Annotated in this window: 22 protein-coding genes and 5 pseudogenes; 20 read left to right on the top strand and 7 right to left on the bottom strand. The window is 35.7% G+C overall.

Annotated features, from left to right (window positions below; genetic code table 11):
* Positions 1-151: 151 nt before the first annotated feature.
* Positions 152-499, top strand: a complete 348-nt coding sequence (locus tag BTO22_RS17310; RefSeq protein WP_105056533.1) for a RidA family protein — start codon at positions 152-154, stop codon at positions 497-499.
* Positions 500-577: 78 nt separating this feature from the next.
* Positions 578-1,885: an alpha/beta fold hydrolase gene (locus BTO22_RS17305; protein WP_105056532.1), complete on the top strand. Its 1,308-nt coding sequence runs from the start codon at positions 578-580 to the stop codon at positions 1,883-1,885.
* A gap of 64 nt (positions 1,886-1,949) precedes the next feature.
* On the opposite strand, the pseudogene BTO22_RS17300 reads toward BTO22_RS17305, so the two are convergent.
* Both BTO22_RS17300 and BTO22_RS17295 read right to left on the bottom strand, forming a co-directional pair.
* Positions 1,950-2,441: pseudogene (locus BTO22_RS17300) on the bottom strand (DUF4344 domain-containing metallopeptidase); the annotation flags it as partial.
* A 262-nt stretch (positions 2,442-2,703) separates the two neighbouring features.
* A pseudogene (locus BTO22_RS17295) lies at positions 2,704-3,204 on the bottom strand (IS91 family transposase); the annotation flags it as partial.
* Between the two features lie 422 nt (positions 3,205-3,626).
* On the opposite strand from BTO22_RS17295, the pseudogene BTO22_RS20315 reads away from it, so the two are divergent.
* The 3 genes and pseudogenes from BTO22_RS20315 to BTO22_RS17280 form a co-directional block, all read left to right on the top strand.
* Positions 3,627-3,810, top strand: a pseudogene (locus tag BTO22_RS20315) (exoenzyme S synthesis protein C); the annotation flags it as partial.
* A gap of 185 nt (positions 3,811-3,995) precedes the next feature.
* Positions 3,996-4,712, top strand: coding sequence for a hypothetical protein (locus BTO22_RS17285; protein ID WP_105056531.1), 717 nt, complete (start codon positions 3,996-3,998; stop codon positions 4,710-4,712).
* Between the two features lie 20 nt (positions 4,713-4,732).
* Positions 4,733-4,959: pseudogene (locus BTO22_RS17280) on the top strand (DDE-type integrase/transposase/recombinase); the annotation flags it as partial.
* A 511-nt stretch (positions 4,960-5,470) separates the two neighbouring features.
* Here the strand turns inward: BTO22_RS17280 and BTO22_RS17275 are convergent.
* Positions 5,471-6,666: pseudogene (locus tag BTO22_RS17275) on the bottom strand (IS91 family transposase).
* Between the two features lie 481 nt (positions 6,667-7,147).
* On the opposite strand from BTO22_RS17275, the gene BTO22_RS20310 reads away from it, so the two are divergent.
* The 3 genes from BTO22_RS20310 (at position 7,148) to BTO22_RS17265 (ending at position 8,475) form a co-directional block, all read left to right on the top strand.
* Positions 7,148-7,408, top strand: a complete 261-nt coding sequence (locus BTO22_RS20310) for a hypothetical protein (RefSeq protein ID WP_258132670.1) — start codon at positions 7,148-7,150, stop codon at positions 7,406-7,408.
* Positions 7,409-7,562: 154 nt separating this feature from the next.
* A complete protein-coding gene (locus BTO22_RS20305; RefSeq protein ID WP_258132669.1) occupies positions 7,563-7,886 on the top strand; it encodes a hypothetical protein in 324 nt (107 codons plus the stop codon).
* A 136-nt stretch (positions 7,887-8,022) separates the two neighbouring features.
* Positions 8,023-8,475, top strand: coding sequence for a DUF4832 domain-containing protein (locus BTO22_RS17265; RefSeq protein WP_105056530.1), 453 nt, complete (start codon positions 8,023-8,025; stop codon positions 8,473-8,475).
* A 547-nt stretch (positions 8,476-9,022) separates the two neighbouring features.
* Here BTO22_RS17265 and BTO22_RS17255 read toward each other — a convergent pair.
* The 4 genes from BTO22_RS17255 to BTO22_RS17240 all read right to left on the bottom strand — a co-directional run bounded on the left by BTO22_RS17255 (position 9,023) and on the right by BTO22_RS17240 (position 13,006).
* Entirely contained in the window at positions 9,023-9,388 is a 366-nt protein-coding gene (locus BTO22_RS17255) for a hypothetical protein (protein ID WP_105056529.1), read from the bottom strand.
* A gap of 15 nt (positions 9,389-9,403) precedes the next feature.
* On the bottom strand, positions 9,404-9,610 hold the full coding sequence (locus BTO22_RS17250) for a hypothetical protein (RefSeq protein ID WP_105056528.1): 207 nt from the start codon (positions 9,608-9,610) through the stop codon (positions 9,404-9,406).
* 348 nt (positions 9,611-9,958) lie between these two features.
* Positions 9,959-11,062, bottom strand: coding sequence for an ISAs1 family transposase (locus tag BTO22_RS17245; protein WP_105056527.1), 1,104 nt, complete (start codon positions 11,060-11,062; stop codon positions 9,959-9,961).
* A gap of 129 nt (positions 11,063-11,191) precedes the next feature.
* A complete protein-coding gene (locus tag BTO22_RS17240; protein ID WP_258132668.1) occupies positions 11,192-13,006 on the bottom strand; it encodes a methyl-accepting chemotaxis protein in 1,815 nt (604 codons plus the stop codon).
* 873 nt (positions 13,007-13,879) lie between these two features.
* On the opposite strand from BTO22_RS17240, the gene BTO22_RS17235 reads away from it, so the two are divergent.
* The 12 genes from BTO22_RS17235 to BTO22_RS17180 all read left to right on the top strand — a co-directional run bounded on the left by BTO22_RS17235 (position 13,880) and on the right by BTO22_RS17180 (position 26,730).
* Entirely contained in the window at positions 13,880-14,689 is an 810-nt protein-coding gene (locus BTO22_RS17235; RefSeq protein WP_105056526.1) for a helix-turn-helix transcriptional regulator, read from the top strand.
* 463 nt (positions 14,690-15,152) lie between these two features.
* Positions 15,153-17,138 carry a type VI secretion system Vgr family protein gene (locus BTO22_RS17230; protein WP_105056525.1) on the top strand — a complete coding sequence of 662 codons (1,986 nt, stop codon included), beginning with the start codon at positions 15,153-15,155 and terminating at the stop codon, positions 17,136-17,138.
* Positions 17,138-17,701, top strand: coding sequence for a DUF6931 family protein (locus tag BTO22_RS17225; RefSeq protein ID WP_105056524.1), 564 nt, complete (start codon positions 17,138-17,140; stop codon positions 17,699-17,701). The genes BTO22_RS17230 and BTO22_RS17225 overlap by 1 nt, the downstream gene beginning before the upstream one ends.
* Positions 17,702-17,710: 9 nt before the next feature.
* Positions 17,711-18,007 carry a PAAR domain-containing protein gene (locus tag BTO22_RS17220; protein WP_060991874.1) on the top strand — a complete coding sequence of 99 codons (297 nt, stop codon included), beginning with the start codon at positions 17,711-17,713 and terminating at the stop codon, positions 18,005-18,007.
* Positions 18,008-18,175: 168 nt separating this feature from the next.
* Positions 18,176-19,555, top strand: coding sequence for a type VI secretion system protein TssA (locus tag BTO22_RS17215; protein ID WP_105056523.1), 1,380 nt, complete (start codon positions 18,176-18,178; stop codon positions 19,553-19,555).
* A 32-nt stretch (positions 19,556-19,587) separates the two neighbouring features.
* A complete protein-coding gene (locus tag BTO22_RS17210; RefSeq protein ID WP_105056522.1) occupies positions 19,588-20,106 on the top strand; it encodes an Hcp family type VI secretion system effector in 519 nt (172 codons plus the stop codon).
* A 71-nt stretch (positions 20,107-20,177) separates the two neighbouring features.
* Positions 20,178-20,687, top strand: coding sequence for a type VI secretion system contractile sheath small subunit (tssB, locus tag BTO22_RS17205; RefSeq protein ID WP_060991877.1), 510 nt, complete (start codon positions 20,178-20,180; stop codon positions 20,685-20,687).
* Positions 20,687-22,168, top strand: coding sequence for a type VI secretion system contractile sheath large subunit (gene tssC / locus BTO22_RS17200; RefSeq protein ID WP_105056521.1), 1,482 nt, complete (start codon positions 20,687-20,689; stop codon positions 22,166-22,168). The genes tssB and tssC overlap by 1 nt, the downstream gene beginning before the upstream one ends.
* Before the next feature lie 51 nt (positions 22,169-22,219).
* Complete coding sequence (locus BTO22_RS17195) at positions 22,220-23,572, top strand: type VI secretion system contractile sheath domain-containing protein (RefSeq protein WP_105056520.1); 1,353 nt, start codon at positions 22,220-22,222, stop codon at positions 23,570-23,572.
* Complete coding sequence (locus BTO22_RS17190; protein WP_105056519.1) at positions 23,569-23,991, top strand: GPW/gp25 family protein; 423 nt, start codon at positions 23,569-23,571, stop codon at positions 23,989-23,991. The genes BTO22_RS17195 and BTO22_RS17190 overlap by 4 nt, the downstream gene beginning before the upstream one ends.
* Entirely contained in the window at positions 23,984-25,765 is a 1,782-nt protein-coding gene (gene tssF / locus BTO22_RS17185) for a type VI secretion system baseplate subunit TssF (RefSeq protein WP_105056518.1), read from the top strand. Before BTO22_RS17190 ends, tssF begins: the two co-directional genes overlap by 8 nt.
* Positions 25,747-26,730 carry a type VI secretion system baseplate subunit TssG gene (locus BTO22_RS17180; protein ID WP_105056517.1) on the top strand — a complete coding sequence of 328 codons (984 nt, stop codon included), beginning with the start codon at positions 25,747-25,749 and terminating at the stop codon, positions 26,728-26,730. Before tssF ends, BTO22_RS17180 begins: the two co-directional genes overlap by 19 nt.
* Positions 26,731-26,736 lie beyond the last annotated feature (6 nt).

The following is a 26,736-nucleotide window of genomic DNA, read 5'->3' as shown; positions in this document are numbered from 1 at the left end:
AATCCTCTTCACACTCCCCGTATCCTATGAGACCATGATCATTCTTCCATTATGAAATAAGGCTTTAACGCGAAGAGTCCTCGTATTTTCTTTCATTTTTTATTACCCTAGCACTCTAAATTACACCTTAATATTTTAGAAGTAGGTAAGCATGATTGAACGTCAAGAAACAAAACAACGTATGAGCCGTATTGTGAAACATAATGGAACCATTTATCTGTGTGGCCAAGTGTGTGCTGATGCAACAAAAGACATCGTAGAACAAACTCAGACAATGCTAGATAAAGTGGATCTATTATTAGAACAAGCTGGCAGTTCACGTGAGCACATGCTATCTGCGACGATCTATATTAAAGATATGAAAGATTTTGCTGAAATGAATGCTGTTTGGGATGCATGGGTACCAGAAGGTCACGCTCCAGCGCGTGCATGTGTTGAGGCGAGCATGGCTCGTGAAGCGCTTCTTGTGGAAATATCAGTAGTCGCTGCTGAAAAATAATAAAAAATAGATAGCTAAAATAATAACTTACTTAGTTTATCTTTGGATAGCTAAGTAAGATTGATATAAGGAAATGTCATGCTCAATCATTCAGAAGCCGCTTTTTATCTTGATGGTGTAAAGTATCAATCTCATCATTTCTCTTTGCCTCTTAATTACGATGATTACACAGCGAACCCTGATCATGTTTCCGTTTATGCTCGAGAATTAGTAAAAGCAGAAAACAGCGATCTGGATCTTCCGTATTTAGTTTATTTGCAAGGTGGGCCTGGTTTCCCTGCTGCTCGTCCACTCAGTAATTCTGGTTGGTTAAAGCGTGCCTTAGATCAATATCGTGTGATCTTATTGGATCAGCGTGGTACGGGATTAAGCTCTCCGATCACTATTCAAACGATCCAACATTTAGATCCGATAAAACAAGCAGAATATTTAAGCCACTTTCGAGCAGATAACATTGTTCGTGATGCTGAAGCGATTAGAAAGCATTTTAATATTGATAAGTGGTCGATTATTGGCCAGAGTTTTGGGGGTTTCTGTTCTCTAACATATTTATCTATGTTTCCAGAGAGTTTACTGGCTTCGTATATTACTGGTGGGATCCCTTCTATTACACGTAATATTGATGATGTATATCATGCGACATATAAACGAACCTTAGATAAAAATAGTGAATTCTTTGCTCGCTTCCCACGGGCACAAGAGCTGTGTGATCGCATTGCGAACCGCTTACTAGATCACTCGGTTACTTTGCCTAATGGCCAGATCTTCACCGTTGAGCAATTTCAACAAATGGGGATCTGTTTTGGTATGGCGGGAGGACCAGAAGAGCTCTATTTCCAACTAGAAACTGCTTTTGTTGAAGTGAATGGCCAACAAGAGTTAGCTTATGGCTTTTTAAATTATGTACTTTCACAACAAGCGCATTTAACTAACCCACTGTATGCGATTTTACATGAGTCGATTTATTGCCAACATAACGCTTCAAAGTGGTCAGCACACCGAGTTAGGGAGAGTTACCCTGAATTTAACCATCAAAAAGGCGCTCCATTGCGTTTTACCGGTGAAATGGTCTATCCATGGTTCTTTGACCAGCTTGAAACCTTAAAGCCGTTAAAAGAGACTGCAGACCTTTTGGCGGCAAAGTCTGATTGGCCAAATTTATACAATGCTGATCAATTAGCAAAGAACACGGTTCCCATGGCTGCGGCAACGTATGTTAATGATATGTTTGTTGAGTTTGATTTCTCTCGTGAAACGTTAAAGTCTATTCCTAACTCTAGAGCATGGATGACCAGTGAGTATGAACACAATGGCTTGCGAGTTGATGGGGAGAAGATCTTATCAACTCTAATATCAATGGCTGAAGATATTAAAGCCATTCAATAAGCGTTGTTATTGATCCAGAAGCATGATCAAGTAGGATGCGATCCCTTGATCATGCTTCGTATATTTAGTTTGTTTGCTTAAAATAATGCTCCCAACTTTGACTTAATGAATCAAATTGAAACTCGCAAAACTCTTTTCTATCCTTCAAATAATCGTTTTCGATTTCATCCAATAAATTACTTTGCTTTTTTGGATCACTACCATAAACAAGGCATAAGGTAGAGAAATAGCGGTGTAAATCAAAGCTGTGCTCATCTATGTACTCTCCGAAATCGTAGTAATCAGGTCTATCCTCAGACTCAAATGCAAACATATCTGCTGCACTTATCGCAATATCATCACCATTATCTACATAATGTAATAATAAGATGGTGGCAAAGTTATCGACAGCATCCTCTTCTTTTCCTAAAACAGGAATGTTCTGATCAGCGATAAAAGCATGGCCTGCCTCATGCAATAAAGTATGAAGTAAAGTATCAAGCGCACCTAGCTGCGGCGATTTATTAAAGCGTTATTGGTATTTATTTTTTGAAAAGTAATCGAGTGATTCTTTATGGACAGGAATTTCAAAGTTGAGAGCAACAACAATATCGAGTCATACCTTCAGTCCTGTAAGGACATTCGATAAGAGCAATTCTTTCTAATTCTCTGGATATTCCCAATCTGTTTGTTTTTCACTCAGAATGACATCAAAAAGACGGTTCTATCCTAGTCATGCTGTCTACATTGGCCTTAATAACGCTAGGTTTTCTATTGAACTGACCAATTGACCAAGCTTAGGCCCTCGGATAAATCCGCTGAAAAACATTTTTGAACCACAGTCCTAATTCAGCTAATGCTAAGTGAATATGGCAATTAAAGTTTAGCTTCCGACCATAGGTATGAAGAGCCGCAAAAATACCTATGGTTAATTTTTTAGTTTTCGCCTGAGTGAGTAACGTATTTGCAGAAATAGAAAAAAGATCCCCCAAGAGCCACCGGTTTAATTGAAATAAGGGCCAAAACTGACCTGGCATGGTGAAGGTAATATGGCGAAATTTACAATCTAGCTTTCACTCTGAGCTGCTATCCAACGCTCTGTGGTCTTTTGGCCACACGAGGCATAACTTACTCTTACAAGTACTAAAAACGTATTTTACGTGTGAGCAGGCGTTGTTTCTGCATGAATAGGTTAGCTTCCCTAAGCGATTTGTTTTGCAAGAAAGATATTTTACGACGGCTTCTAATTCTACAGTGCGAAAAGGGTAATTATCTTTGTATGCTTTATAGAAGCAGCTGCCAAGAGTAAATAGATGTTTAAAATGATTAGGGTCGTACATAGAAAAGGCTAACGTGATGTTGTCACGTTATTGTATTCGAAAGGGTTGCAGCGTGGAAGCTGCAACCGAAGGTTGCTTATCTTGATGAATTAATGTAGAAAATGAAAATAAATGCCGAATGTAATAAATCTCTTATGATTTTATAAAACTTAACTATCTAATAAATCAATTACTTGATCTTTGTTCCAATGCTGAGTCAATGATTTAACGGTTCTAATTATTTGCAACACCTCCCATTGAGTTGTTCGATTAGATCGGAAAGAAAAGATTTTGATCTGATACTGAATTTTTGTAACAAACCCCGATAAATCAATGCCACCTCAGCAACATTCAAATTCTTTATCTTAATATAAAAATCTCCAACCAAACCTGATAAACATCGAATCTAATTTACCTTTTAATCTATTAAAGGAACTGCTTCTATATCAGCACGCCAAATCATAGATGAGGTTTTACTTAGATTTACTCATCAAATAGGTTTGCCCTAATTAAAATTAACTGAAGATGAACTGACTTTAAATTTTGACGAAATTAAGAGTGCATTTCATTTACTATCCAGCAACAGAAACGCTTCAATTAGAAGCAGGAATTGTCGATCTAAAAATGGCGTTGTTAACTAAATCAAGGAACCTTTCGTAAATTTTGTGATCAGATCATTATCACTGATTCTAAGAGGTTTACTTGATAGGTAAGTTAAAGAATAAAATCACAAATTGGCCTTCATATAACCGTGGTTAATATGAAGGCCACCAAGGTTTTAATAAGCATAGTGAAATAAATAGAGGTGTTAAATGGATTATGAAGCTTTAGCTGATAATTTTCAAGACGGAGATGTAATTTACGGTTTAGATTCTCCTCGAGCCGTAGCATTAGCAACACTTAAAAACCGAGGTATAAATCGAACTCAGCCAATAACGACAGCCTATTGCTGTGGATTGTTTGGCTCGACAGCCATTAAAAGGCACATAATTATTCAAAATGATATTACTAACGCGGTCTGGGATCCAAGTTCACCCAAAAGCTATTTTAGTAATAAAAGCATTAATCGTGGGTTAATTGATGGTCCGCGAGGAGTTGCTTTTAAAAAATTTATAGAAAATGATCCCTATTATAATGTTGCTTCTCGGCATGATCCAGAATTAGATCCACAAAAAAGAGCTAAAAATGCATGGCAACGTACAAGTAAATGCGGGCTAAAATTCCACATAGAAAGTAGGGGCACAATACATTTTATCATAACCAATTTACAGATCGATGCAGTCGTATCAAAAGTAGGGTATGGCGAAAGTATAACCAGTGCAGAATTGCGTTGGCTATATAGGCATAAGAATGTGCAGGCTGTAATTGATCATGTGAAATTTTATGTGGCAGATAAAGAAGTTCTTTATCAAGATGTGTTTAATGACCGAGCTTGGGATACTTATATACCGAGTAATACATACGGTAGTGACGGGGAAGTTCTGAGAATTTCAAAAATGATTGATCAGGTAAGAAGTGCACGCATATAAAGAATAACGGTTCGAAAATATATCGATTAGATGCCATTGAGTCCGAGCATTCCCCATTAAGAAATTGGTTCTGGCTACTGGTGGTTTCAAACTGAGGAAACGAGCTTGATTAACCATCCAAGGATTTGAATCATTACGAATGTTGAATAAAGGCCAGTTTTATTTCTGGCTTCGTCATGATGAACGTAAAACCCTTGTGCGGGAGAGATCCGCCTTTCTCAATCGATTATTTAACCTCGTTAGTTAATGAAAATTAATTATCGGGGTCTTCGTCTATTTACCGTCTACAAAACTTATGTCAGTCGCTATTCTAACTTAAACACTTTCCTTAATCTGTATACGGTCTATTGTTTGATTTGAGGTGTGACATTAGAGTCTCCCTTACTGTCATATGACAATAAAGTTATGCTTGGTTTTCGTGGTATTTGAAATAAAACGTGATCGCGAGCAACAAAAAAAAGCCACAAATTTAGGCAACCTCTGTGATTCGTAAAGAAATGTTATAGACACCTTGATGTGTTGTTAGCAATATTCCCCACCTAACCAACTTAAATTCATTTTGCCTCTGAGTTTTTTTGTATGCTCTCTTACCAATTGGATAATCTTTAAATTACTTACGAAGTTCTAACCATTCTTGCGATAACACACTGTATTGTGCCGGATTATCTAATAGATACAGAAATACTCATGATTGCGGGTTTTATGTTCGTTTTAATCTCATTTCATGAGTTTTAGATACACTTATCCTACAAACCTTATTATGCAGCCCTCAATTCTGACTGAACTATCGCATGGGTGACTAAATCATTGACCGAATTTCCGACTCGGAAATTCGTAAACACCAAACGACTTTCACATAAAATACATTCGTACGGATCTACTTTTACATATCCTTTTAACATTGCGGCATACTCTGGCATTTTCGGCTCAGCTTCTATATTGTCATACCTAAAGCTGCATAAACTCTAGGCAGAGCTTCTCCACGACGACGCATTGATAAAAAACCGTAGTATCGGATCATCTTGAAATGTTTATCAGGATAGTGCTCTACTATCCGTCTTATCATCTCTTCTGGTGATAACGTTAGGCTGTCTGTTTTTCCTGTTCGATGGTCTAAATAATCAAACGTTATCATTCCGCCTTTGCCGTAATGACTTAAGCGTGACGCTGAAATCGGTGGCCGTTTTAAATACCGACCAAGATAGTTCATCGTCGGTTTTACATTATTTGTCTTTTTAGTAAAATGAAGCTTCCAACGACGATTATATTGACTGCTTAAAAAGCGTGACCAATCCGCTTTATTACGGATGTAGGGGCATTCTTTGCTTGATAAATCAAGCTCATCATAAGCCTTGCCTAATAAACTGACGATAGCCGCTCTCCAACAAGGCTCTGTCGTTTTTATTTGGAAGTAAATTGGTTTCCATAAACCAGTACGTTCACAAATTCCCCCATGAGTGACCGATAAATGTAAGTGCGTATTCCAATTCAGTTTTCGACCGTAAGTATGAAGAGCACAAAAGATACCGATATCAATTCCTTTCTCTTTTGCCCATCCCAGCAGAATGTTTGCCGCACATTTGAATAATTTATTTAACAGCCAGCGGTTATGACGAAAGATAGGCCATAGCGTGTTTGGAAGGGTAAAGGTGATGTGTTGGTATTCGCATTCAGGGAAGACATGTTGTTGCTTTTGTATCCATCGCTCAGTGGCTTTCATGCCACAGCTACTGCACGCTCGTGATTTACAGGTTTGGTGAATATATTTGATATGGGGGCAGTTAGGATTACAGCAATGATATTCGCGAGAGCCAAAAGCCGCTGTCCCACAGGACAGCATCTTTGTGACATTTTCAATCACGACCGCTCTTAGGTTGGCTTTGTTATCATGAAGAAGTTTAAGCCAGTTGTTTTGACTATTAAATACTTGTTTCAGTGGCTCATATGCGTGTATGACGATAGGATAAACGATTTATTGGCAATAATGGAAGAGGGTTGAGTCCTTTTGATTTGCGCCGTAGGCGCCTATTGTTCTTAAATGGGAAATGGTCGTTAGAAAGAGCGATCAATGTGTCATTAATACTACTTTCTTTTATTGTTTGTTGAATTGTAACTTCTTGCTGACTTAAAGGCTTTGAATATTGTATTGATACATTAGGGTTTTCAGCAAAGCTACATAAACAGATGCCCATTAAGGAAATGAAGAGAGGGGGAGGAATAGCTGTTTTCATAGTTAGTCCATTAAGCAGTCTCGAATTAGTTGTAGCATAGTATAAGTCAATTAAGGATCCAGAAGAATGTAACCTTGATCATGCTTCTGTTTTGATCTCTATTTTCTTTATTAGAAGTAAGAATAAAGAAAGATCTGACAGAGGGTTCACATGTTTTTTCTTTTCCTTTGTAAACTTTAGCTAGTTTATCTGTTTGGTTTATTTATGTATTTCTTAAAAGTGTCACCTTTCTTCTTTTTGTCATTATTCTTGGCTGGCTGTGGCTCTGATGATGCTTCGCCGACAGATCCCATAAATTATTGTGATACAGCAATGGGAAGCTCGGTTACTGAAAAGGGTGGTTTGGTAACGACTAAGCCAAAAATCAGTTGCCAAGTATTTATTAATCCTGATATTGGCTTTACTGATTTTCATTCTATTTCCATTAAAGATAATCAATGGAAGCCCATTCCCTCTTACCCTTAAACTAGTACCGTTTATTATCGTTGGAATTGGTCTGATATTCAGCCAACAGATGCTGATTTGTTTGATTTTAGTGAGATTCAGAAGGTTGTTGATAAAGCTAAAGTGGTTAATAAAAAATTAGCTCTACGTATTATTGCTATGGAAAATACAGGATATGGATCAAATGAAAGTAAATTACCTGATTGGTTACTTCTCTGACTCATGGAGCCATATGGATGAAGGCTATCCTGAGGCGCTAGATAATGCTGAGAATAATGGGTCTCAAATTCGAAGTATTTGGAAACAAGCTCCCGTTCAATTTGAAACATGTGATGATATGACAAAATGGAAAACAGAGCATGACTTTAGTAAAAAAGAGGTAATCGAGGTATTCAATTATGCGCTAGACCATCACGCCCTATTAATTGATGCTAAATCAAAGCCTATTCCTAATCAGGGCGAACGCATGAGTAGAATTTTTGTTAACGAAACGAGTTGAAAATGTAAATAGAAGCTAATCTGCGTTTTTGTATTCACACTTAACCACCAATAATTGATTAAGAATTAACCTCTATTTTTGCTGGTAAGTATTTTTATGAGTTAAATAAGTGTAACGATTAACAGAATGATAACTCATGCGTTCGCCCTGTATTCCTAATGAGTACCAACCTGAAGTTCAAGAGATGCTTAAAAAGCTTGGTTATCGCTTTGAGCTGAGATCGTTAACACACCCTAAAGTTGCTCCTAGTGGGAGTTCAATAACTATAATGTCTGAATGGAAAAATAGTGGGGTTGCCCCATCTTATTATCCTTATCGCGTTGCATATCGTTTTGTTGATTCTTCGGGGAATGTAGAGAAACAGGAAGAGACTTCAAGAGAAGTGTTAGATTGGTTACCAGGTGAAACTAGAATGGGGGATGCACCAGTGATTGCTATTAATGACGACATAACTGTTCCAGTTTTAGCCGGTGAATATGATTTACAAATCGCTTTAGTCAATGATCTTGGTGAAGCCAAAATTAAACTGGCGATTGATATGCCCCAAGAAAAAAACTGGTATACGATTTCAACGATTACAGTTAACTAGGTTAAAAACAGTAAGGCCAATTCTATCGATGAGTTGGCCTTACTACGTTACTGACGTTATTCACGTGTCATAACATGATCTAAAATTTCCATGCTTTGCTTAAAATAAGGGTTATAAGTTAAGCGTGCAAAAATCTTCCCTTCTTCTTTAACTCCATAATCAGAAAACCATACATTAGCGCTTCTGATGTAACTAGGTTTGCACCAGTAGAATAGCCTAAACCATGAACTAAAAACACGCCTTTTCTGTTAGGTTTATTTGGCTTTATTTCAAAAGGTAAATTTACAGCAAGTTCTTTTTCTAGAGCATTATTTTTAAACTTAGGCTACTGGTCTTGGTAAGTGTCGGTAAGTTAGGGGTCATATCTGCTCCTTTTAGATTATAAAATTATTAGAGTTGGTATTATTTTTCAATAATAATGAATCTGTTGTAGGGTTATTTACAGAATAAAATCATTTGCAACAATCTCTTTCCTGAGCGTAATATTTATTACTTATCAACTAATATAAACCTACCATATTAAATATAGTTTTAGTCTTTTTTTCTATTAAAAATTTAATCTAGCATCAATGAGAAATTCGAAATCAATTAGCTTTGCTACAACATCATGACAGCTACTTTCAAAGGTAATATTTATTACCCGTTTATTAGCTAGGCAATATTTTATATTAATCGAAAGGGTTAGATATTCAATATCTTCATTGCTGAAATCAAAGTCATTTAATTGAATGCTATTTTCTAGCTCTATATCTATAAGATTAGATTGTTTATTATATGAGAAACTAGAAACTAAAAATTCAGATAAGCTATAACTGCAATGTCCTTTTCCTGTTATTAGCTTATGAATTTCTGACTTTAACTTTAAATTACCAGAGTAGTAGATCTTTAAACTGTTAATATCTTCTATATACATAATTTGTTAACCACGTTATAAAATCTGATTAGGTGTTAACTTAGATGAGGTTTTTGTAACCGTCATTTTTAAGCCACTATTTTTAATAAATAACTTTTTAAGACTTTCAATTTCATTGGTCATTAGTGGAAAGGTGCAATGAATATTTGTATCCTCAACCAACTCGTTAATGCACATATCAATAAATGATTGATAAGTGCTAGCAATAAGTGTCTTTGTCATTATATACCTCTTAAAATTTTAATAATATGTAAATCCTATTAAGGCCCCGATAAGCAGAGATAAATATTATTCAATAATAAAAACTGTTACTTTCAAGGTCTAGGAAACTATTCACAGGAAAAATACTAGTGAGACTAATAACTTGCATTTCTATTTGTAATATTCCAAGTTATTTAACTTGTTCGGTTGATTTATTCCTTTTGCTGTCATTCTACCCTCATATTACTTATTTAAAAATGACAGCGCGTGAGAACTCCACTTTGATTATCGCTAGTACATGACAGCTTTTTCTGGTTAAATGTTTATCGTACATTAGTTAAATTTATGAAAGGGCACGAATGTACTTTGTTAATCTGATGTAAACAGAACAGAGGCTCTGTAATCTTTATTCCATGCAGCTTTATTCATCTTCCTTGGTACTGACAAGTTCCCTTCGGATTTCCTAAACAAGTTCTGAACAAAACGTCTACAACAAGCCATATTTAATGCTGAGTCTCCAGCATAAATACGTTGCTCATCTTCCTTGAAAATAACATCCAACGCCCAGTGCTGCTGGTTCTTGATGTGCCAGTGTTTTCTGGTCGCTTGGGAGGCTAACTCTAAGGATAAATGGTCTGTGCAAATATAGTATGAAGTTTCATAACTTCCTTTCCCTTTGACAGTTCTATCTCTCACCACTGCAACAATACTTTTAACGACAGACCACTTTTCTCTGAGTGCTTCACTGAAGGCTGCTGGGAGAACGTAAACCTCACGGCTCTCTTTTCTGCCATGGCCTTTATCTTCGGTAATGTACGACTCTTGTTTATCTTCAGGCAAAGACCAATAATCTTGGAATTGTGTATCCACTTCTGCGAGTAAACTTCGCTGATTCAGTTTGACTTGCACTAAAAAATCGCCACCTTTATTAACTACTTTATTCAGAGTTTCAACCTGACAATGCAGGGCAACAGCTGTTAATAAACATCCTTTTATATCTAAAGTATCTAACAGGTTTCTTATCGCTGTTAGCTCCATTCCTTTGCCTTCACAGGGTTGATGTGTGAGAGTCAAACCCTCGTCAACATCGAATGCTGAGACCATATAAAGAGTGTTATCTTGCTTATTCGCTTTAGCTCCTTTCAGTACCTTTCCATCAACACTGATGATGGGCTGAGCATGCTTCTCCCTATGCAAATTAACCCAGCCCACCATCGCATCTAAGAGCGTTTCAGGAACAACAGTCCTCATAATGGCTGCAATATTATGTCGGGTAGGAAGGCCATTTTCATAGGGGAAATACTTACGTAACCAGTCGATATTTCCTTCACCAAAATCCTTAATATCCGTCCATTTATTTTGACCACACAGCATGGCTGTTATGACAACAAAAGCGACTTCTATAACAGGGTAGACTTGGTTGATGTGCGAACGGGTATCTTTCACTTTTTTTAGCTGTTCAATGATAATCATACGAGTTTCTCATGTTTTTTACTTCATGATCTGATCGCGACTATCAGAAAAAGTTCCAATTGAAAATAAAGTTATTTATTTTCAATAACTAAAGTTCGATCCCGCCCTTAAATTTATGAAACACTAAAACTACGTGTTCTCAATGTTAAAAAAGTCCATATCTAATTTCAGATTATGAGCCAGTTTCATTACCCTATCACTCGAATTAACAGTTTCGTATATTCCTTCAAGATTTTTTTGAACCAAAATGCTCATACCTTCAAGCTGTTTTGAAATATCCATTGTTACTGCACTTTGCTCCTCTGAAGCCGTTGCAACAATGGCGTTAACGTCAGAAATACTTGCGACTTTTTCTGAAATAACGACAAATGATTTAGTCAATTCTTCTGTTGCCAACCTCGTAATGTTCATTAACTCTACATTTTTACTCATTGATTCATCAGCTTGCTTAGATTGCTCCTGTAACTGAGAGATGATTTCTTGAATATCAATCGTTGATTGTTGAGTCTTTCCAGCCAAAGCTCTCACTTCATCAGCAACTACAGCAAAACCTCTTCCTTGCTCTCCAGCGCGAGCAGCTTCTATTGCAGCGTTCAATGCTAATAAATTGGTTTGTTCTGAAATGTTAGTAATAACATCTACAACACTACTAATCTTCTCTGAATGTTCTCTAAGATTGATAACGATCTTTTGTGCTTCAATAATAGAATTAGAAACCGATTCTGTTGTTTGGGTTGAATGATTTAACGTATATTGACCTGATAAAATAACCTCATTAGCTTCTTGAGCTGCTAGCTCAGCCTTTTGAGCATTATCTGCAACATCACTGGCTGTCGATGCTAATTCTGTCGATGCTGTTGCAATTTGCTCTACAGAAGACAGTTCGTTTAAAGAATTATTTTTATTTTCTGTCATTAAAATTAGTAATGACTCTTGTTGAGATCTAATTCCCTCACTTCCTTGTCTAACACTTACAATTGGATGTATTAAAGAATCACTCATAACAGCAAGTTCACCAAGAATTCCTTTAGCTTGTTTAACGCCTTTAGTTTTTACTAATTTTCCTTGAGAAATATCTTTCATTAGGCGAGCGATCTTTTCTGGCTCTCCACCTAAGGAATTAAAAACCCGATTAAAAATTATTCTGGCATTAAAAGATAGTATTGTTACAAAGAATAACCCAAAGAAAATTGCATAACGTTTATATTCGGTCAGTAATTTATTGAGTATAGGACCAATGATATCTTGTTCTTTTATACTAGATAACTTCTCATTTTCAGATTCTGATGATAGCTTCGGACCAATAATATCCAAGTAAGAAGCTTTCGATTTCATTAAAATCAAATTTTTCACTGATTTCGACAGCAAAGTTTTATAAGTAGATAAAGCGAGAGTCTCATTGTCCTTTTTTCCCAAAGCAATATTTAGACTTTTGCTCAAGGCTAAATCATTTGGATTATGTGAAAGTTTAATGTACATGTTTTCTAGTTCGATAAGACTAATCAAAACTTTTTTTGATAATATTGAATTATTTGATCGTATTGATGATATAAGTTCTTTATATGATTCATTTCGATCTTCTTCTATAGATATCCATTCTTTCTTGGTCTCAATGTATTCCTGAAATGACTCATTATATAACTTTAGTTCACTTTGAATATTTGGATAATTAGAAGAGTTTTCAATCGAAGCCTGTAGCCTTTGCTTGAAACGGTCGATGTTAGATTGGTTAAGATTAGTATTATTCATATACTTAATAGCCTGGATTCTAGCTTCCAATACATTAGCTTGGATTCTTCCCCATTCAGTACTCTTTAAAGCTTGAGAACGATACTTTATGGCCATACTTGATAAATCAGACAAAGCCAAAAAAGAAGAAACGGAAGCAAAGAATGATAATGCAATCATTATCGAAAAACTTAATATCAAAAATCGTTTAAACATAACGAATTATCCTTATAAAGATATCCACGATACCTAATTGTTACGACTTATTGGATTGTATTCTCAATAGTCTTATTTCGCACAAAAAAAATAACAACCTTATAACCATTAATGGCTGTAAGGTTGTTATTTATAAACATAATTACTAATAATTAGTTTGAGCTAAATTATAATTTATAAAGAGTATATTAAATGAAAATCAGCTTGTATGTTTATCAAATTTGGTTGGCATTTTTTATATGAATGTTTCTTCTGTAGGTGATGTAAATATTAACGGTGTTTTATTTAGTAAATTCCAAAGAGTATTCTCACTTAATTCCGTATATAGTTTTATTTGCGAAATAAATAAAGTAATAGAGATTTATAAGTATATGTTATCTATTGATTTTATAGGTTATTTGGTTAACATAAAAAATAGTTGATCTTTTTTATATTTATGTGACAGTATAGCCTTTGTCAAGGATGTAAATAATAATTTATTTTTTTATTAACTTGTTAAGTTTATATTACATAGTAATATTTATTTTTATGTATTGTTCTAGTTAGTATTTAAATTAATAATATTATTTTCACTAGTTGTTATTTTTATGGTATGCGGAACTGTTTAATGGTGTAATTAGAGCTAATGATCTAAATGTATGATTCATCGTTATTATAAATATTAATATACAAAAATATTGGGCAAATTTATTTTAAAATATTATTTTACTGTCTATGGTAATTCTTGATCTATTCATTGTTTATTTGAGGGTATGGTAGTGCAATGTATGCTTCTTTAATTAAAATTGTGTTGTTCGTATTTAAGTCAAACTTTGACAATTTTTCTAGTTAGGAATAGATGTGTTAGATTAATTTAACACTGAAGGGGGCAATTTGCGTTCGCGAAAAATTTGTTGTGAAAAACAAGATGAAGTATTTCATTCTGGTCAGTCCCAGATTGTTGTCATTCACAATGGTCTATTGAGAGTAAAAACTGGAGATTGCACACTTAATGTTGTTGCTGGTTGTGGTATTTACTTTTCTCAAGGTGATTACTTACTAGAATATACACCGATAGATGGTCAATATAGGGCTTCAGTTATTGAATTTGATAACGAGTTTGTCAGTAAACTATTGCAAAAGCATAGTGAGCTTTTAATGTCTTTTCCAAAGGTCGCGAACATTCAATCTGGATTATTTTCGTTTACTCTTAATATATTGATTAAACAAACGTTATCAGGAATGAAAACATTAGAAGAGCAGTCGTATCCTGACGCTATTATGCGATTAAAGTATGAGGAAATGCTCATCCTATTATTACATGGTGAACAGGGTGAACACCTATATGCCTTGTTGTCACAACTGACAAACAAAAGTTCAGAACGATTACGTCGCTTTATGGAACGTCATTATCTCAAAGAGTGGAAACTGACGGACTACGCTCAAGAATTTGGTGCTAGTCTTACGACGTTTAAAGAGCTTTTTAACGAATACTATGGTATTTCACCGAGAGCCTGGATTAGTGAGCGTCGTATATTGCATGCTCATAAGCTATTACTGACTAGTAAAATGAGTATTGTGGACGTCGCGATGGAGTCCGGTTTTTCAAGCCAATCGTACTTTACACAGAGTTATCGCCGTCGTTTTGGTACAACACCAAGTAAAGTTCGTACGGGAGATGAACAAGTGACTATCGGTAAGTGAAATGTCTAAGAACTAAAATTTTCTGACTAATTTTGAAAGGCATTAACTGACGTAATCGTTATTATGCTCAGTGTAAGAACGAAGCAAAATTATTATCTCTATTTCATTCTAGATTGTTCGGAATTTATTATGGTCGCTGGTAGTTTCAAACTGTGGAAGCGAGCTTGGTCAAACATCCAAGGATTTTAATCATGACGATTATTGAGTAAAAGCCAGTTTATTTTCTGACATTCGTCATGATGAATGTAAAAACTTTGTATGAGAAAGCTCTGCTCTTATGAATCGCTTATTTTATGTTGAGGTTGTTTTTTAGTAATAATAAATTAATAGTTTAAATTATTTACAAGTTTTTATTATGTTTAGTAAATAATATATACAGATAAGTATAGTATGACAGTCTGTATGGTTTTAGAAAATAAATATCTTTTAATTTTAATTATTATACTAAAGGAATAATACTATAATGACTCAATTATTACATGATTTTCGCCCTCTGACTGTGAGGTTAGTTGATAATGAAATATATACTGTGACTCAATTAGAATGTGAGGAAGTATTATCTCAAGGAACTAATTTTACATTTTCTGTTGCGAGCAATACTAAGATTAGTGATAAAGTATTAGGCAAAAGTGTTGATGTTATTTTTAAACAAGAAAAGGAAACTCGTCATTTTTTCGGCTTAGCAGTTAGTATTGAGTTAATGGGTTACAGCGAAGAAAAGTCTTTATTCTTTTATCAAATTCAAGCTTCTGATCCTCTTTCGCTTCTTGCATATCGTTATAATCGTCAAATTTTCCAAGATATGACGACGAAACAAATTATAGATAAAGTACTTGGGGAGTCTGATTTTAAAAGTTATTTTAAAATCTCATTGTCTGAAAATGGTAAAAAACATAAGTATTGTGCTCAATTAGATGAGAGTGATTTATTGTTTGTACAGCGCTTATTGTCTAGTGAAGGATGGCATTACCATGTTGATCATACTGGCAGTAAAGCTATTGTTATTATTGCAGATTCAAATCAAGGCTTTAAATCAATTGAGAGAAACTCTGTGTACTTTCAAGACGGAAGCTCCGATCCTGAGAGTACAGTGAATACATGGCAACTGAAAACAAGTATAGGCACTGCAAAATTATCATTAGTGGATCATACTCAAGAATTAGCAGAAGTTTTCAGTAGTGGTGAACGTAAAAGTGAATTCACTCATTCCCCTACGTCATTTTCTTCTTACCACTATGGGCAAGGCTTTACCGATAAAGGGAATATTCGTTCTGCTGTTAAGCGTCATATGGAAGCGTTAGATATAGAGAAAACATTAGCTATCTCTCAGTCATATATAGCAGCTTTTTCTTGCGGTAAACGTTTTAAATTACTTAAGCATCCTGTTAGCAATTTTAACCAAGAATACGTAATTTCAAAGGTCACTCATAGTATTAACTGCGATGAATCAGGAAAGAAGGTGGCCTATCAAAATCATTTTCAATGTTTGATAACATCATCGCCATATCGACCTGTACTAAGACCAAAACCTCAAGTGCATTCTATTCATGCAGCAACAGTGACAGGACCTAAAGATAAAGAAATTTACCGTGATGACATGGGACGTATAAAAGTACAATTTCATTGGGATCAAAAAGGCAAAGAAGATGAGAATTCATCGTGCTGGCTTCCTGTTTCTCAAGGGTTAGCGAGTAAAGGATTTGGTATGCAATTTGTGCCACGTATTGGGGATGAGGTACTTGTTCAATATATTGATGGTAATCCTGATCAGCCCATTGTTGTCGGTTCTATCTATAATAAATCGAATAGGACGCCTTATTCTTCAGCTTCTCAAAGTGGAATTAAAACTCGGACTACGCCAAAAGGTAACAATAAACAAGGTAACGAACTGCGTTTTGAAGATCAAAAAGATAAAGAACATATATTTCTTCATGCTGAAAAAGACCTATTGTTGAATGCGAATAATGATTGGCTAACAACCGTTAAAGGTAAGCAAACAACAATAATAGATAAAACCTCAGATCTATTAGTAAAAGAGGGAGTATTTCTTAAAAGTGAAAAAACAATAGAAATAAACAGTAAAGATAATTGGTCTTCGAGTAGTGACAAAGAAGTTAAATTGGGTGCCGGATCTAAAATGTTACTGGAAGCAAAATCATCGGTTATGGTTGATGGTAGTTCTATTGCGATTACTGGAAAAAGTAAAATAGAACTGAAAGTAGGAGCCAGTAAAATAGAAATCAGTGCTAGTGGTATTAAGATAGATGGGCCACAAATTAGCATTTTAGGGAAAGCAAAAGCAGAGATGAAAGCAGCAATGGTGACAGTTGAAGGTCAAGGGAAAGCAAATATTAAAGCTGCAACGGTCGCTCTTAAAGCAAGTGCTATCGCTCAAGTAAAAGCGGGAGCTATGGTTGAAATCAAAGGTGCAATTACAAAGGTAAACTAATGAAATTATTAAAGATCCCATATCAAAAAGCTCTTGATGTTTTAGCGCTTTATTCTGCAAATAATGATTTCTCCTTGTTAGCAGAGGATACAATGACACCTTATGAATTGATCCAAGTAGCATTAGAGCAATCATTACATGCAGATGTTGTTTGCTATTTAGCACATGCACTTCCTGTCCGAGAAGCCGTTTGGTGGGCATATTGTTGTACAAATAATCGAGATGATTGGAATCCTCAAGAATGGGATGCAATTCGAGCAACAAAAGCATGGGTACATACCCCAGATGAAACTAATCGTCGATTTGCAGAAGCAATGGCACTTAAAGCTGGTCTTGATTCTGGTGCTGGTTGGGCTGCTCAATCTGCATTTTGGAGTGGTGGAAGCATAACAAGACCTAACGAACCAATAGTTCCTCCTCCGCAGTATTTATATGCCCAAGCGGTTGCAGGTTGTATTGATTTAAGTGCTGTTCTACCTGAAGGGCAGTTGGCAATAGAACGTTATCAACATTTTATAGATATTGGTTTTGATATCGCTAAAGGTGGAAATGGCGATATTTAGGAGAATAGAATGTTACCAGCAGCTAGAGCAACTGATATGCACATGTGTCCAATGCAAACTCCTGTCGTTGTACCTATTCCACATGTAGGAGGCCCTTTATTACCTTTTCCTACAACTGTCCTGATTGGTAATTTACCAGCAGCTACTTTAGGGCAAATGTGTATTTGTATAGGGCCACCTGACAGCATAATTAAAGGGAGTGCAACAGTATTAATTAATAATAAACCAGCAGCTCGTATGGGAGATATAACTGCACACGGTGGAACTATAATTATGGGAATGCCAACAGTTCTGATTGGTGGTTAATTTATTTTACTTATAAATAATATACTTATATTTGTAATGTCTATATGTATGTTATTTAAATATCTATTTTTATTTCTATATGAAAATTAATTGTAATAGTTATATTTTCGCTTATACGTATATGAAATATGCTTCGTCGAATTTATTGATGAATTATTTGGGGGATAAATGAAGTTTACAAAAAAAAATATTTTAGAGTTTCAAACTCCTATTAGTGATGATTTTATTTGCGGAGTTTATTTAAAATTAGATAAAAGTACATTTCGTCCTTTACGTAATGAGTTTAATGTTGCTCAAACATCTTTACGTAAACTTAGCCAGAACCCAAGCAGTCAAGAGTTAGAACTTTTACAAGATGAGAATCGTGAAAATTGGCAAGTGTTATCAATTAGCTTAATGGCTACTTTTCAAAATGTGACGAGAGATATTGAGTTAATTGGGTGGTTTATTACTTCTCAAATTTTACTTGATAACTCACTTAGCAGCGTTGCATATTCAATGAATTGGTTTGCTGATTTATTGGAACAACAATGGAATTTCATTAACCCTGTATTACCTGAAGAAAAGTTAAAAAGTGATTCAGATGTAGAGCGTTTAGCTGAGCAATATAACGTTAAAGTGAAAGCGTTTTTTCAATTACTTGGGGATAGTGAAGAAAGTTGCTTATTGTATACCCCCTTTTTACTGCTACCACTTGTCGATCACGTTACATTTTATGATTTTCAAAGTGCAGAGCGTAAAGGCGAATTAAGTCAACTTAAACAACAGGCGACTTCGTTAATTGCTCTTGAACGTAATAATGTTCGACAACGATTAGAAAGTGTAGTCGAGTGTCTTTTTCAAATTGAACGTTTAATTGCGATAACCAAAACGCATGCTCAATCTGTAGGGATTAATGCTCCTAACTTTAATTTTTTGAAAACGTTGTTTACTAAATATAACAACGCATTGCAGCAGTTATCGGGCATGAAATCTGAAATGAAAAGTACAAGTCATGAAGAAAAGGAATGTTTAATAAACCAATCGAAAAATGCTGAGACTTGTGACGAAAATACTTTGTTCGTAGAAGCTGATTCTCATGTGGGCAATTTATCTAGGTCTATGATACTAACGGCAGATAATCTTTCGCAAACAGGTTTCACGAATAATATGAATCGTGATTTAGCTTTCCATTTACTTCGAGAAGTATCTGATTATTTCCGTCAGAGTGAACCACATAGCCCCGTTTCGTTTTTATTAGAAAAGGCGATCCGTTGGGGATACTTATCTCTTCCTGAATTATTACAAGAAATGATGACAGAACAGGATGGAGATAATGTAAGTAAAATTTTTAATGCCGCAGGATTGAATCACTTTGAACAGGTTTTGCTACCAGATGTAAGTGTACCTCCTAGTGTCATTAAAAATACTTTAACGTTTACTGAGAGTTCTTCTATTTCAGAACCTGTAAATATTGAAGATAAAGTAGATCAAGTATCTATTAATGATACTGAACTAAAACAACATGAAGAAGAGTCATCTTCGGGGCCTACAGCGCTTCGTTGGTGAATATATTATGAACTTAAGATAAGGAAGAAAAAATGGCTAGTATTTATATGCGTATTGAGAGTGTCGATGTTAAAGGTGGCGCGACAGTTGAAGGTCTAGAGGGAGCAGGTTGGTTTGCACTGTCTTCTTATGCTTGGGGGGGGGTACGTAATGTAGCTATGGACATAGGTAATGGTAATAATGCTGATGGTGGTATGGTTGCATTGAGTGAAATTAACCTGAGTAAACAAGTGGATGGAGCGTCTGAAGACTTACTTTCTTACCTATTCAACCCAGGTAAAGAAGGTAAAACAGTAGAGATTGCATTTACTAAACCTGAAGCTGATGGTTCAGGTGCTAAATTATATTTCCAAGTGAAATTATCTAAAGCACGTCTTGTTTCTTATAATGTTACGGGTAGTGATGGTTCTCAACCACATGAGAATATAGCACTGTCTTATGTTGAGATCGCACAGAAACACAATTACGAATTAGATGGTGGTGAAATTAAAGATGGCGGCATCGTTAGTTATAACCTACCTCAAGGTAAGTTATTGTCTGGCGCTCAGTAATTTTTATAATTAAGTACCTCGTAATGAGGTACTTTACTCTTGCTATTTAATTTATAAACGAGGGCACAGCTATGGCTTTGAATTCACAACATAAGCGTGTTAGTAAAAACCGCGTAAGTATTACTTATGATGTTGAAACGAACGGTGAGGTAGAAACCAAAGAATTGCCATTTGTTGTTGGTGTTATTGGTGATTTTTCTGGGCATAAACCAGAATCAGAAAAAGTTGATTTAGAAGAACGCGAATTTACAAGTATTGATAAAGATAATTTTGATATGGTAATGGGTCAAGTTGCCCCAACGCTCTCTTATAAAGTTGATAATAAATTAGCGAATGATGAAAGCCAATTTGAAGTGAATATGAATTTCAGTTCAATGAAAGATTTTCATCCTGAGAGCGTGGTACAACAAATCGATCCACTGAAGAAGTTAGTAGAAACTCGTAATCAACTTAAAGTGTTATTAAGTAAAGCTGATCGTTCTAGAGATTTTGAGCGGCTATTAAAAGAAATCCTACAAAGTACAGATGCAATTCAAGGTTTAGCACAAGAATTGGGTCTGAATAACGAAGGAGCAGAATAATGTCTACAGAACAACAAACGATACCAGAAGGTAGTGTAGAAGCGGAAGTAACAATCAATATTCTTGATCGTGCGATTACCGCTACAGCTCAAACACCTGTTGATACAACAAAAGAGCTTTTGAGCATTCTGACTTCGCAAGCACTTGATGGTACGGTTGCGTGGGATAAAAATTTAACTCTCACTATCGAAAAAGCGATTAACGCAATTGATACTAAAATTTCTGACCAGCTTTCATCTGTTATGCAAAACAGCGATTTTCAGAAATTAGAAGGGACTTGGCTTGGTTTACAAAAACTAGTTAAAAATAGTGAGCTTGGGGCTGATCTTAAAATCAAATTAGCAGATTATACTAAAGATGAATTATTAGTACAATTTGAAGATGCTCCAGCAATCGATCGTAGTCGTTTCTTTAATATGGTTTACCAAGAAGAGTTCGGTACTGCTGGCGGTCAACCTTATGGTGCTTTGATTGGTGACTATGAGTTCGGTTATGGTGACGAAGATGTTGCCTTATTGCGCTATATGGGTGAAGTAGCCTCTGCTTCTCATGCCCCATTTATTGCAGCAGCAAGTGCAAGCATGTTTGATTTTACGACTTATTCAACCTTTTCTGATGGTAAGCCTGTAGCAGCAGGTTTTGATTCTCCAGCTTATGTTAGTTGGAACGCTTTCCGTGCAAGTGACGATTCTCGTTATGTGGCATTAACTTTGCCTAAAACCCTTGCTCGTCAGCCTTATGGTGCACAAACAGTACCAGTAAAATCGTTTGATTTTGAAGAATTGAAAACACGTAATAATGGTCAGCAAATTATAGGTTCAGATGAAGATTTTGTCTGGAGTAATGCTGCATATGAATTCGGTTTACTACTAACACGATCATTTACTGAATTTGGTTGGTGTACTGCGGTTCGTGGTACTGAGAGCGGTGGTAAAGTTGAGAACTTACCAAGTTTTGCATATTACTCAGATGCTGGTGACTTACTGCAAAAGTGTCCAACAGAAGTTAACTTGACTGATGAACGCGAAAAAGAATTAAGTGAGCTTGGTTTCCTTCCGCTAGTACACTATAAAAATACGAATTATGCTGTATTTATGGGAGCACAAACGGCTCATAAACCAAAAGGTAGCTTTGACCCTGATGCGATGGCAAATGCAGCTATTTCAGCTCGCCTACCATACACTATGGCAAGTAGCCGTATAGCTCAATGCCTAAAAGTAATGGGGAGAGATCTCATTGGATCAAATGTCAACCCTAAAGATGTTGAAAAAGATCTAAATGCTTGGATCCACAAATATGTTAATCCAAATGCGATTGGTAATGAATCAAAAGCTCGTCATCCATTAGTTGAAGCAAAAGTGACTGTTGAAGAGCAAGCTGGCCGTCCAGGTTCGTATTCTGCTGTCGCATATCTACGTCCTTGGCTGCAAATGGAAGAATTAAGCACATCATTACGTATGGTTGCAAATATTCCTGGTTAATAATATTCGGGGGGAATATATCCCTCCGAAGTGTTTTGAATTGGATAGTCAATGAATACAATCAATCAATCAATAACGATTCCATTAGACTTGCCTTGGGAGGAATTGTTATCACTTTCTCAAAAAGGTAATACTGCCCAATTCAAAGCATTACTTACTAAATTGATAGCTAATTTAGATCATATTATTAGCTATCAACTTTCGACGATCATGCAACATAAATATTTTAAACAACTGGAAGCAAGTTGGTTTGATCTTCAGTTATTGACAGAAAAACAAGTCTCACCGAGAAGAGTTAAAGTTAAAGTATTAGATCTAAGTTGGAGTATGGTGTCAGATGATCTCAATTATTCATTTGATATAAAGCACACGGCTTTATTTAAAAAATTATATTCGAATGAATTCGATACTGCGGGAGGTACTCCATTTGGGCTTCTTGTTATCGACCATAAAATAACGTCTGATTATGGTGAAGATGAAGCACATGACGACCTTTATACTTTGCAATTACTATCAGAACTTGCAGAAAAATCTTTATGTCCTGTGATATTAGGTGTTGATGAGTTTTTCTTTGGTGATGATCCCAATCGACAACTGCACGATAACGCCCGAGCAAAACGTATTTTAGAGAGCTGTGATTTTCTTTCATGGCAATTATTAAGAGATAAATCATCTTCTCGTTTTTTACATTTGGCTTTACCTGAGTATTTACAACGCTGTCCTTATCAAAATTATGCGGCAGGGTTTATTTTCACTGAAAGTAATGAGCGTGATTATGCGCTTTGGGGAAATAGTGCCTATTTACTTGCAGGAAATGTTATTCAAGAGTTTGAACGTATTAGTTGGTTTGGTTTTTTGCGTTTATATAATGAAACGGGTACATATGGAGCGATCATTCAACATGATTTACCACTTATCGCTAAAGTTGATATTTATAATGAAGATGATGGTTTTTGGGCAGAAGAAGGTTTTGTTCCACTAAGCAGCTTATATTTAAGTGAGCAAAAAGGATTCTTCAGTAACCAATCTGTTTGGAAGGCACCGACAGAAGAATTGCGAATGCTAGGCATGTTGCAAACAAATCTTATGGCATGTCGTTTTGGACACTATATTAAAGTTCAGATCCGAGACCAAATTGGCCGTTACGATAGTATGGAAGATTGTAAGCGGGGTTTAGAGAATTGGCTAAAGCGTTATATTAGTGAAGTTGATTATGGTGAAGACTCGGTGATGGCTCGTTATCCATTAAAAGCGTGTGAAGTTCGTATGAAAGAAGATAGCCAAGACAGCACACGCTATTTATGTGAAATCATGCTTCAGCCTCAGTACCAATATGAAATGATGGATGCTCAAGTGTTATTAACTACCTCTATGTCAGATCAAGAAGTGGGAGAATCAGCATGAGCTTAATGGCGAAATTAACCCAATCTTGGACGAATGATGTAGATGCAGTACGTGATGCAATTATTGATAACATTTGTGATCTTATATCAAGCAGAGCTCCAATTTGGTCGGCATTAGAATCATCTGATGAGTTAGTTGATACGATTGCATATGTTGGATTACGTAATATGACTCGCGCACAGAGTAAATCGAATAGTGATGTAATTATTGCTGATATTACTTATTTGATCCGTCGCTATGAACCTAGATTAATTGATGTCTTGATTGAAGTAGAAGAGCAAGAAAAATTAAAAAATCAATTACAGTTTCGTATTTCTGCGGCGATGCTGTCTGAGCAAGGGGAAGAAGCCATTATATTGGACTCTTTTTTGGATCTTAGTCGTAATACATTGGATGTAAGGAAATCAAATTTTGTCTGATACATTACTGTCATATTTTGAACAAGAGCTACGTTTTATTCGAGAGGAAGCGTCGCAATTTTCAGCTCGTCACCCGGGAGCTGCAGATGCACTCGGCATAAAAAAAGACAGCATTGATGATCCTCAAATTGCACGTTTAATTGAAAGCGTAGCGTTTTTGAATGGTAAATTACAACAACGTTTAGATGATTCTTTTCCTGAATTTACAGAAAGTCTTATTCGTTTGCTTTTTCCTCATTACTTACGTCCAGTTCCTTCTTATAGCTTGCTTGATTTTGTAGTGGATGATGGTACGAATGCTACTCATCATATTCCAGTAGGTACGGAGTTTGAGGTACGTGATGAACAGACCGCTAGCGCTATATTTCGCACAACAGAAGATGTAACTCTTTTCCCTTTAAAAATAGAGAACGTTAATGTTTCTTTTGCTCCATTTGAACTAGCTAAACCAAAAGGTGCAGAGCAATCAAATGTCTTGATCGAAATATCAATATCCGCAGTTGATGATACAGTTGTATTGTCAGAATTATTAATTGAATCTTTAAAACTTCATTTTAAAGGTGAAACTAGTTTTGCATTACGATTGTTTGACCTTTTATCACAGGATACATCTCAAATTTGTGTATCAGCACAGGGTAAGAGTTATGAACTCGGTAGAAATGCAATGGAGCCAATTGGTTTTGATGTAAGCGATACGATTCTTCCTTATCAAGCGGCAAGCTTTGGTGGCTTTAAGTTATTAACTGAATTTTTTATGTTTTCAGAGCGATTTAATGGTTTTAAGTTCAATTTTGGGGATGTGTTAAAACAGATAGGTAGTCATCAATTTAAGCTTCAAATATTTATTGATGAATTAAGCGTAGATTTTGCTCGAAACTTATCTGTTGAACGTTTTTCGTTATTTACTACACCTATAGTGAATTTACACCAAATGGTTTCAGATCCACTTGAAATTGATTTCTTAAAAAAACAATATCCAATCGTGCTTGATGCAAACCAAGGCCATAATTTGGAGTTATTTTCTGTTGATGAAGTGATGGATGTTACGAAAGCAGAGTCAGCAAAAATTGCACAAATTTACGGTGAAAAATTTAATAGAAACGAATCAGGACTACGCTGGCAGTTAATACAAACATTGCATGAGAATGGTTTATTAGAGAGCGCTTTAAAAGTTGCTGATCTTGAGCATATTAGTGCAGAAAGCGAGCCTCTAACTTGGTTAGTCAATGCAACAGTAACAGATGGTATGGTAGCGAGTCACCTGTCATTGTTAAGTGAAATTGAGTGTCGTGAATCATTAACTATTCCAGCAGATATTCAGTTGTTACGTCGACCATCGCTGCCTATGCGTAGCAAAGAAACTAATAAAAATGTATGGGCTTTACTGTGTCATTTACATTTTAATTATCATGCAATCTTAGGTTCAGATGATCCTGTTGAGACACTAAAAAATGTATTTGATTTATATAACCACAATCAGAATGCGCAAAATCATGCTTATATTGAATCTGTAACGACAATAGAGCAAGAGCAAGTAGTCGCTCCAATTAGAGTGTCTGGAAAAACGTGTTTTGCTTATGGAACTAAGATAACAATCACCCTTGATCCTACTGGTGTAAATGGAGGGCTTTGTTTATTTGCTCACCTCCTAGAACGATTTTTTGCATATTTTGCAGGGTTTAATAGCTTTACTCAGGTTGATATTAAACTGAAGGGACAAGATGAACTTTACATGGCTTTCCCTAGGAGGGCTGGGTGCAAAAGTCTACTGTAGCACGCCTAAATAATACTCAACAAAACGTTGAATTAGACAAAGCATGGCAGTTATTTAAGCATAAAGCTGAATGCCATGGTGTACGCCCAAATGTTGCTTTTAGTGCAGAGTTATTGCCTGCGTATTACCAAACTCAAGTTACAGAAGTATATAGCAACACTATCGGTCGTTATGTAATCAAAACCCCGTTACCAGCGTTGTCGGGTTGTAAAGGCACAATACCAAGACAAATGTATCGTCAGGCATTGTGTGCTCAATTTGATTTGGGTGATGAAGCCCCCGTTGATTTTTTTGATGTATTTAATAACCGTTATTTTCGTTTGTATTGTCAAGCCGAGTTAAAGCACGACTTAAGTAGTCAAGCAGAAGAAGAAACTTTTGCATGGAATCGCCACCAGAAATCCTTAACTACTATGCTATCGAGCTTATGTGGCCTTGGAGAAAACAACAGTGCAATTCCAAAACAGCATTTAATTCAATATACCGGATTATTAGGTTTAAAACTAACCTGCCCGTTTACACTCAAGTTGTTGTTAGATGATTATTTTGATGCTGAATTTATTATAGAAACAAGTGAGTTAGAGTATCAGCCTTTAACACTTTGTTCATTAACTCAATTAGGAAAAACCGGACAGAATCGACAATTAGGCCTTGGCGCATTGGTTGGGGAAAGTGCCCCTATGGTTGGTCAAAAGCTACATATTAAAGTATGTCCTCGAAATTATAGTCACTATATAAAGATCCGCAGTGATAAGGAAATGATTGGCGCCATTGAGCACTTAGTTCGGAGCTACATGGGCGTTAACGTTAAATATAAGCTCTATATGAAAGTCGACAGCCGTTATTTGCCAAGAGTTCAATTAACTAGCAGCTCAGACAAAGGTTTAAAAGTTGGTCAGTCAGCCTGGATGAATGGCCGTTTAAATAATCAACTGTATGTTGAAATGCTACTAACAACGAGTTAATAAATT

This window comes from Aliivibrio sifiae (assembly GCF_002954705.1).
In the GTDB taxonomy this organism is placed as follows: Bacteria; Pseudomonadota; Gammaproteobacteria; order Enterobacterales; family Vibrionaceae; genus Aliivibrio; species Aliivibrio sifiae_A.
The sequence above is the reverse complement of the archived record's forward strand: the minus strand, read 5'-3'. Positions and strand labels throughout refer to the sequence as shown.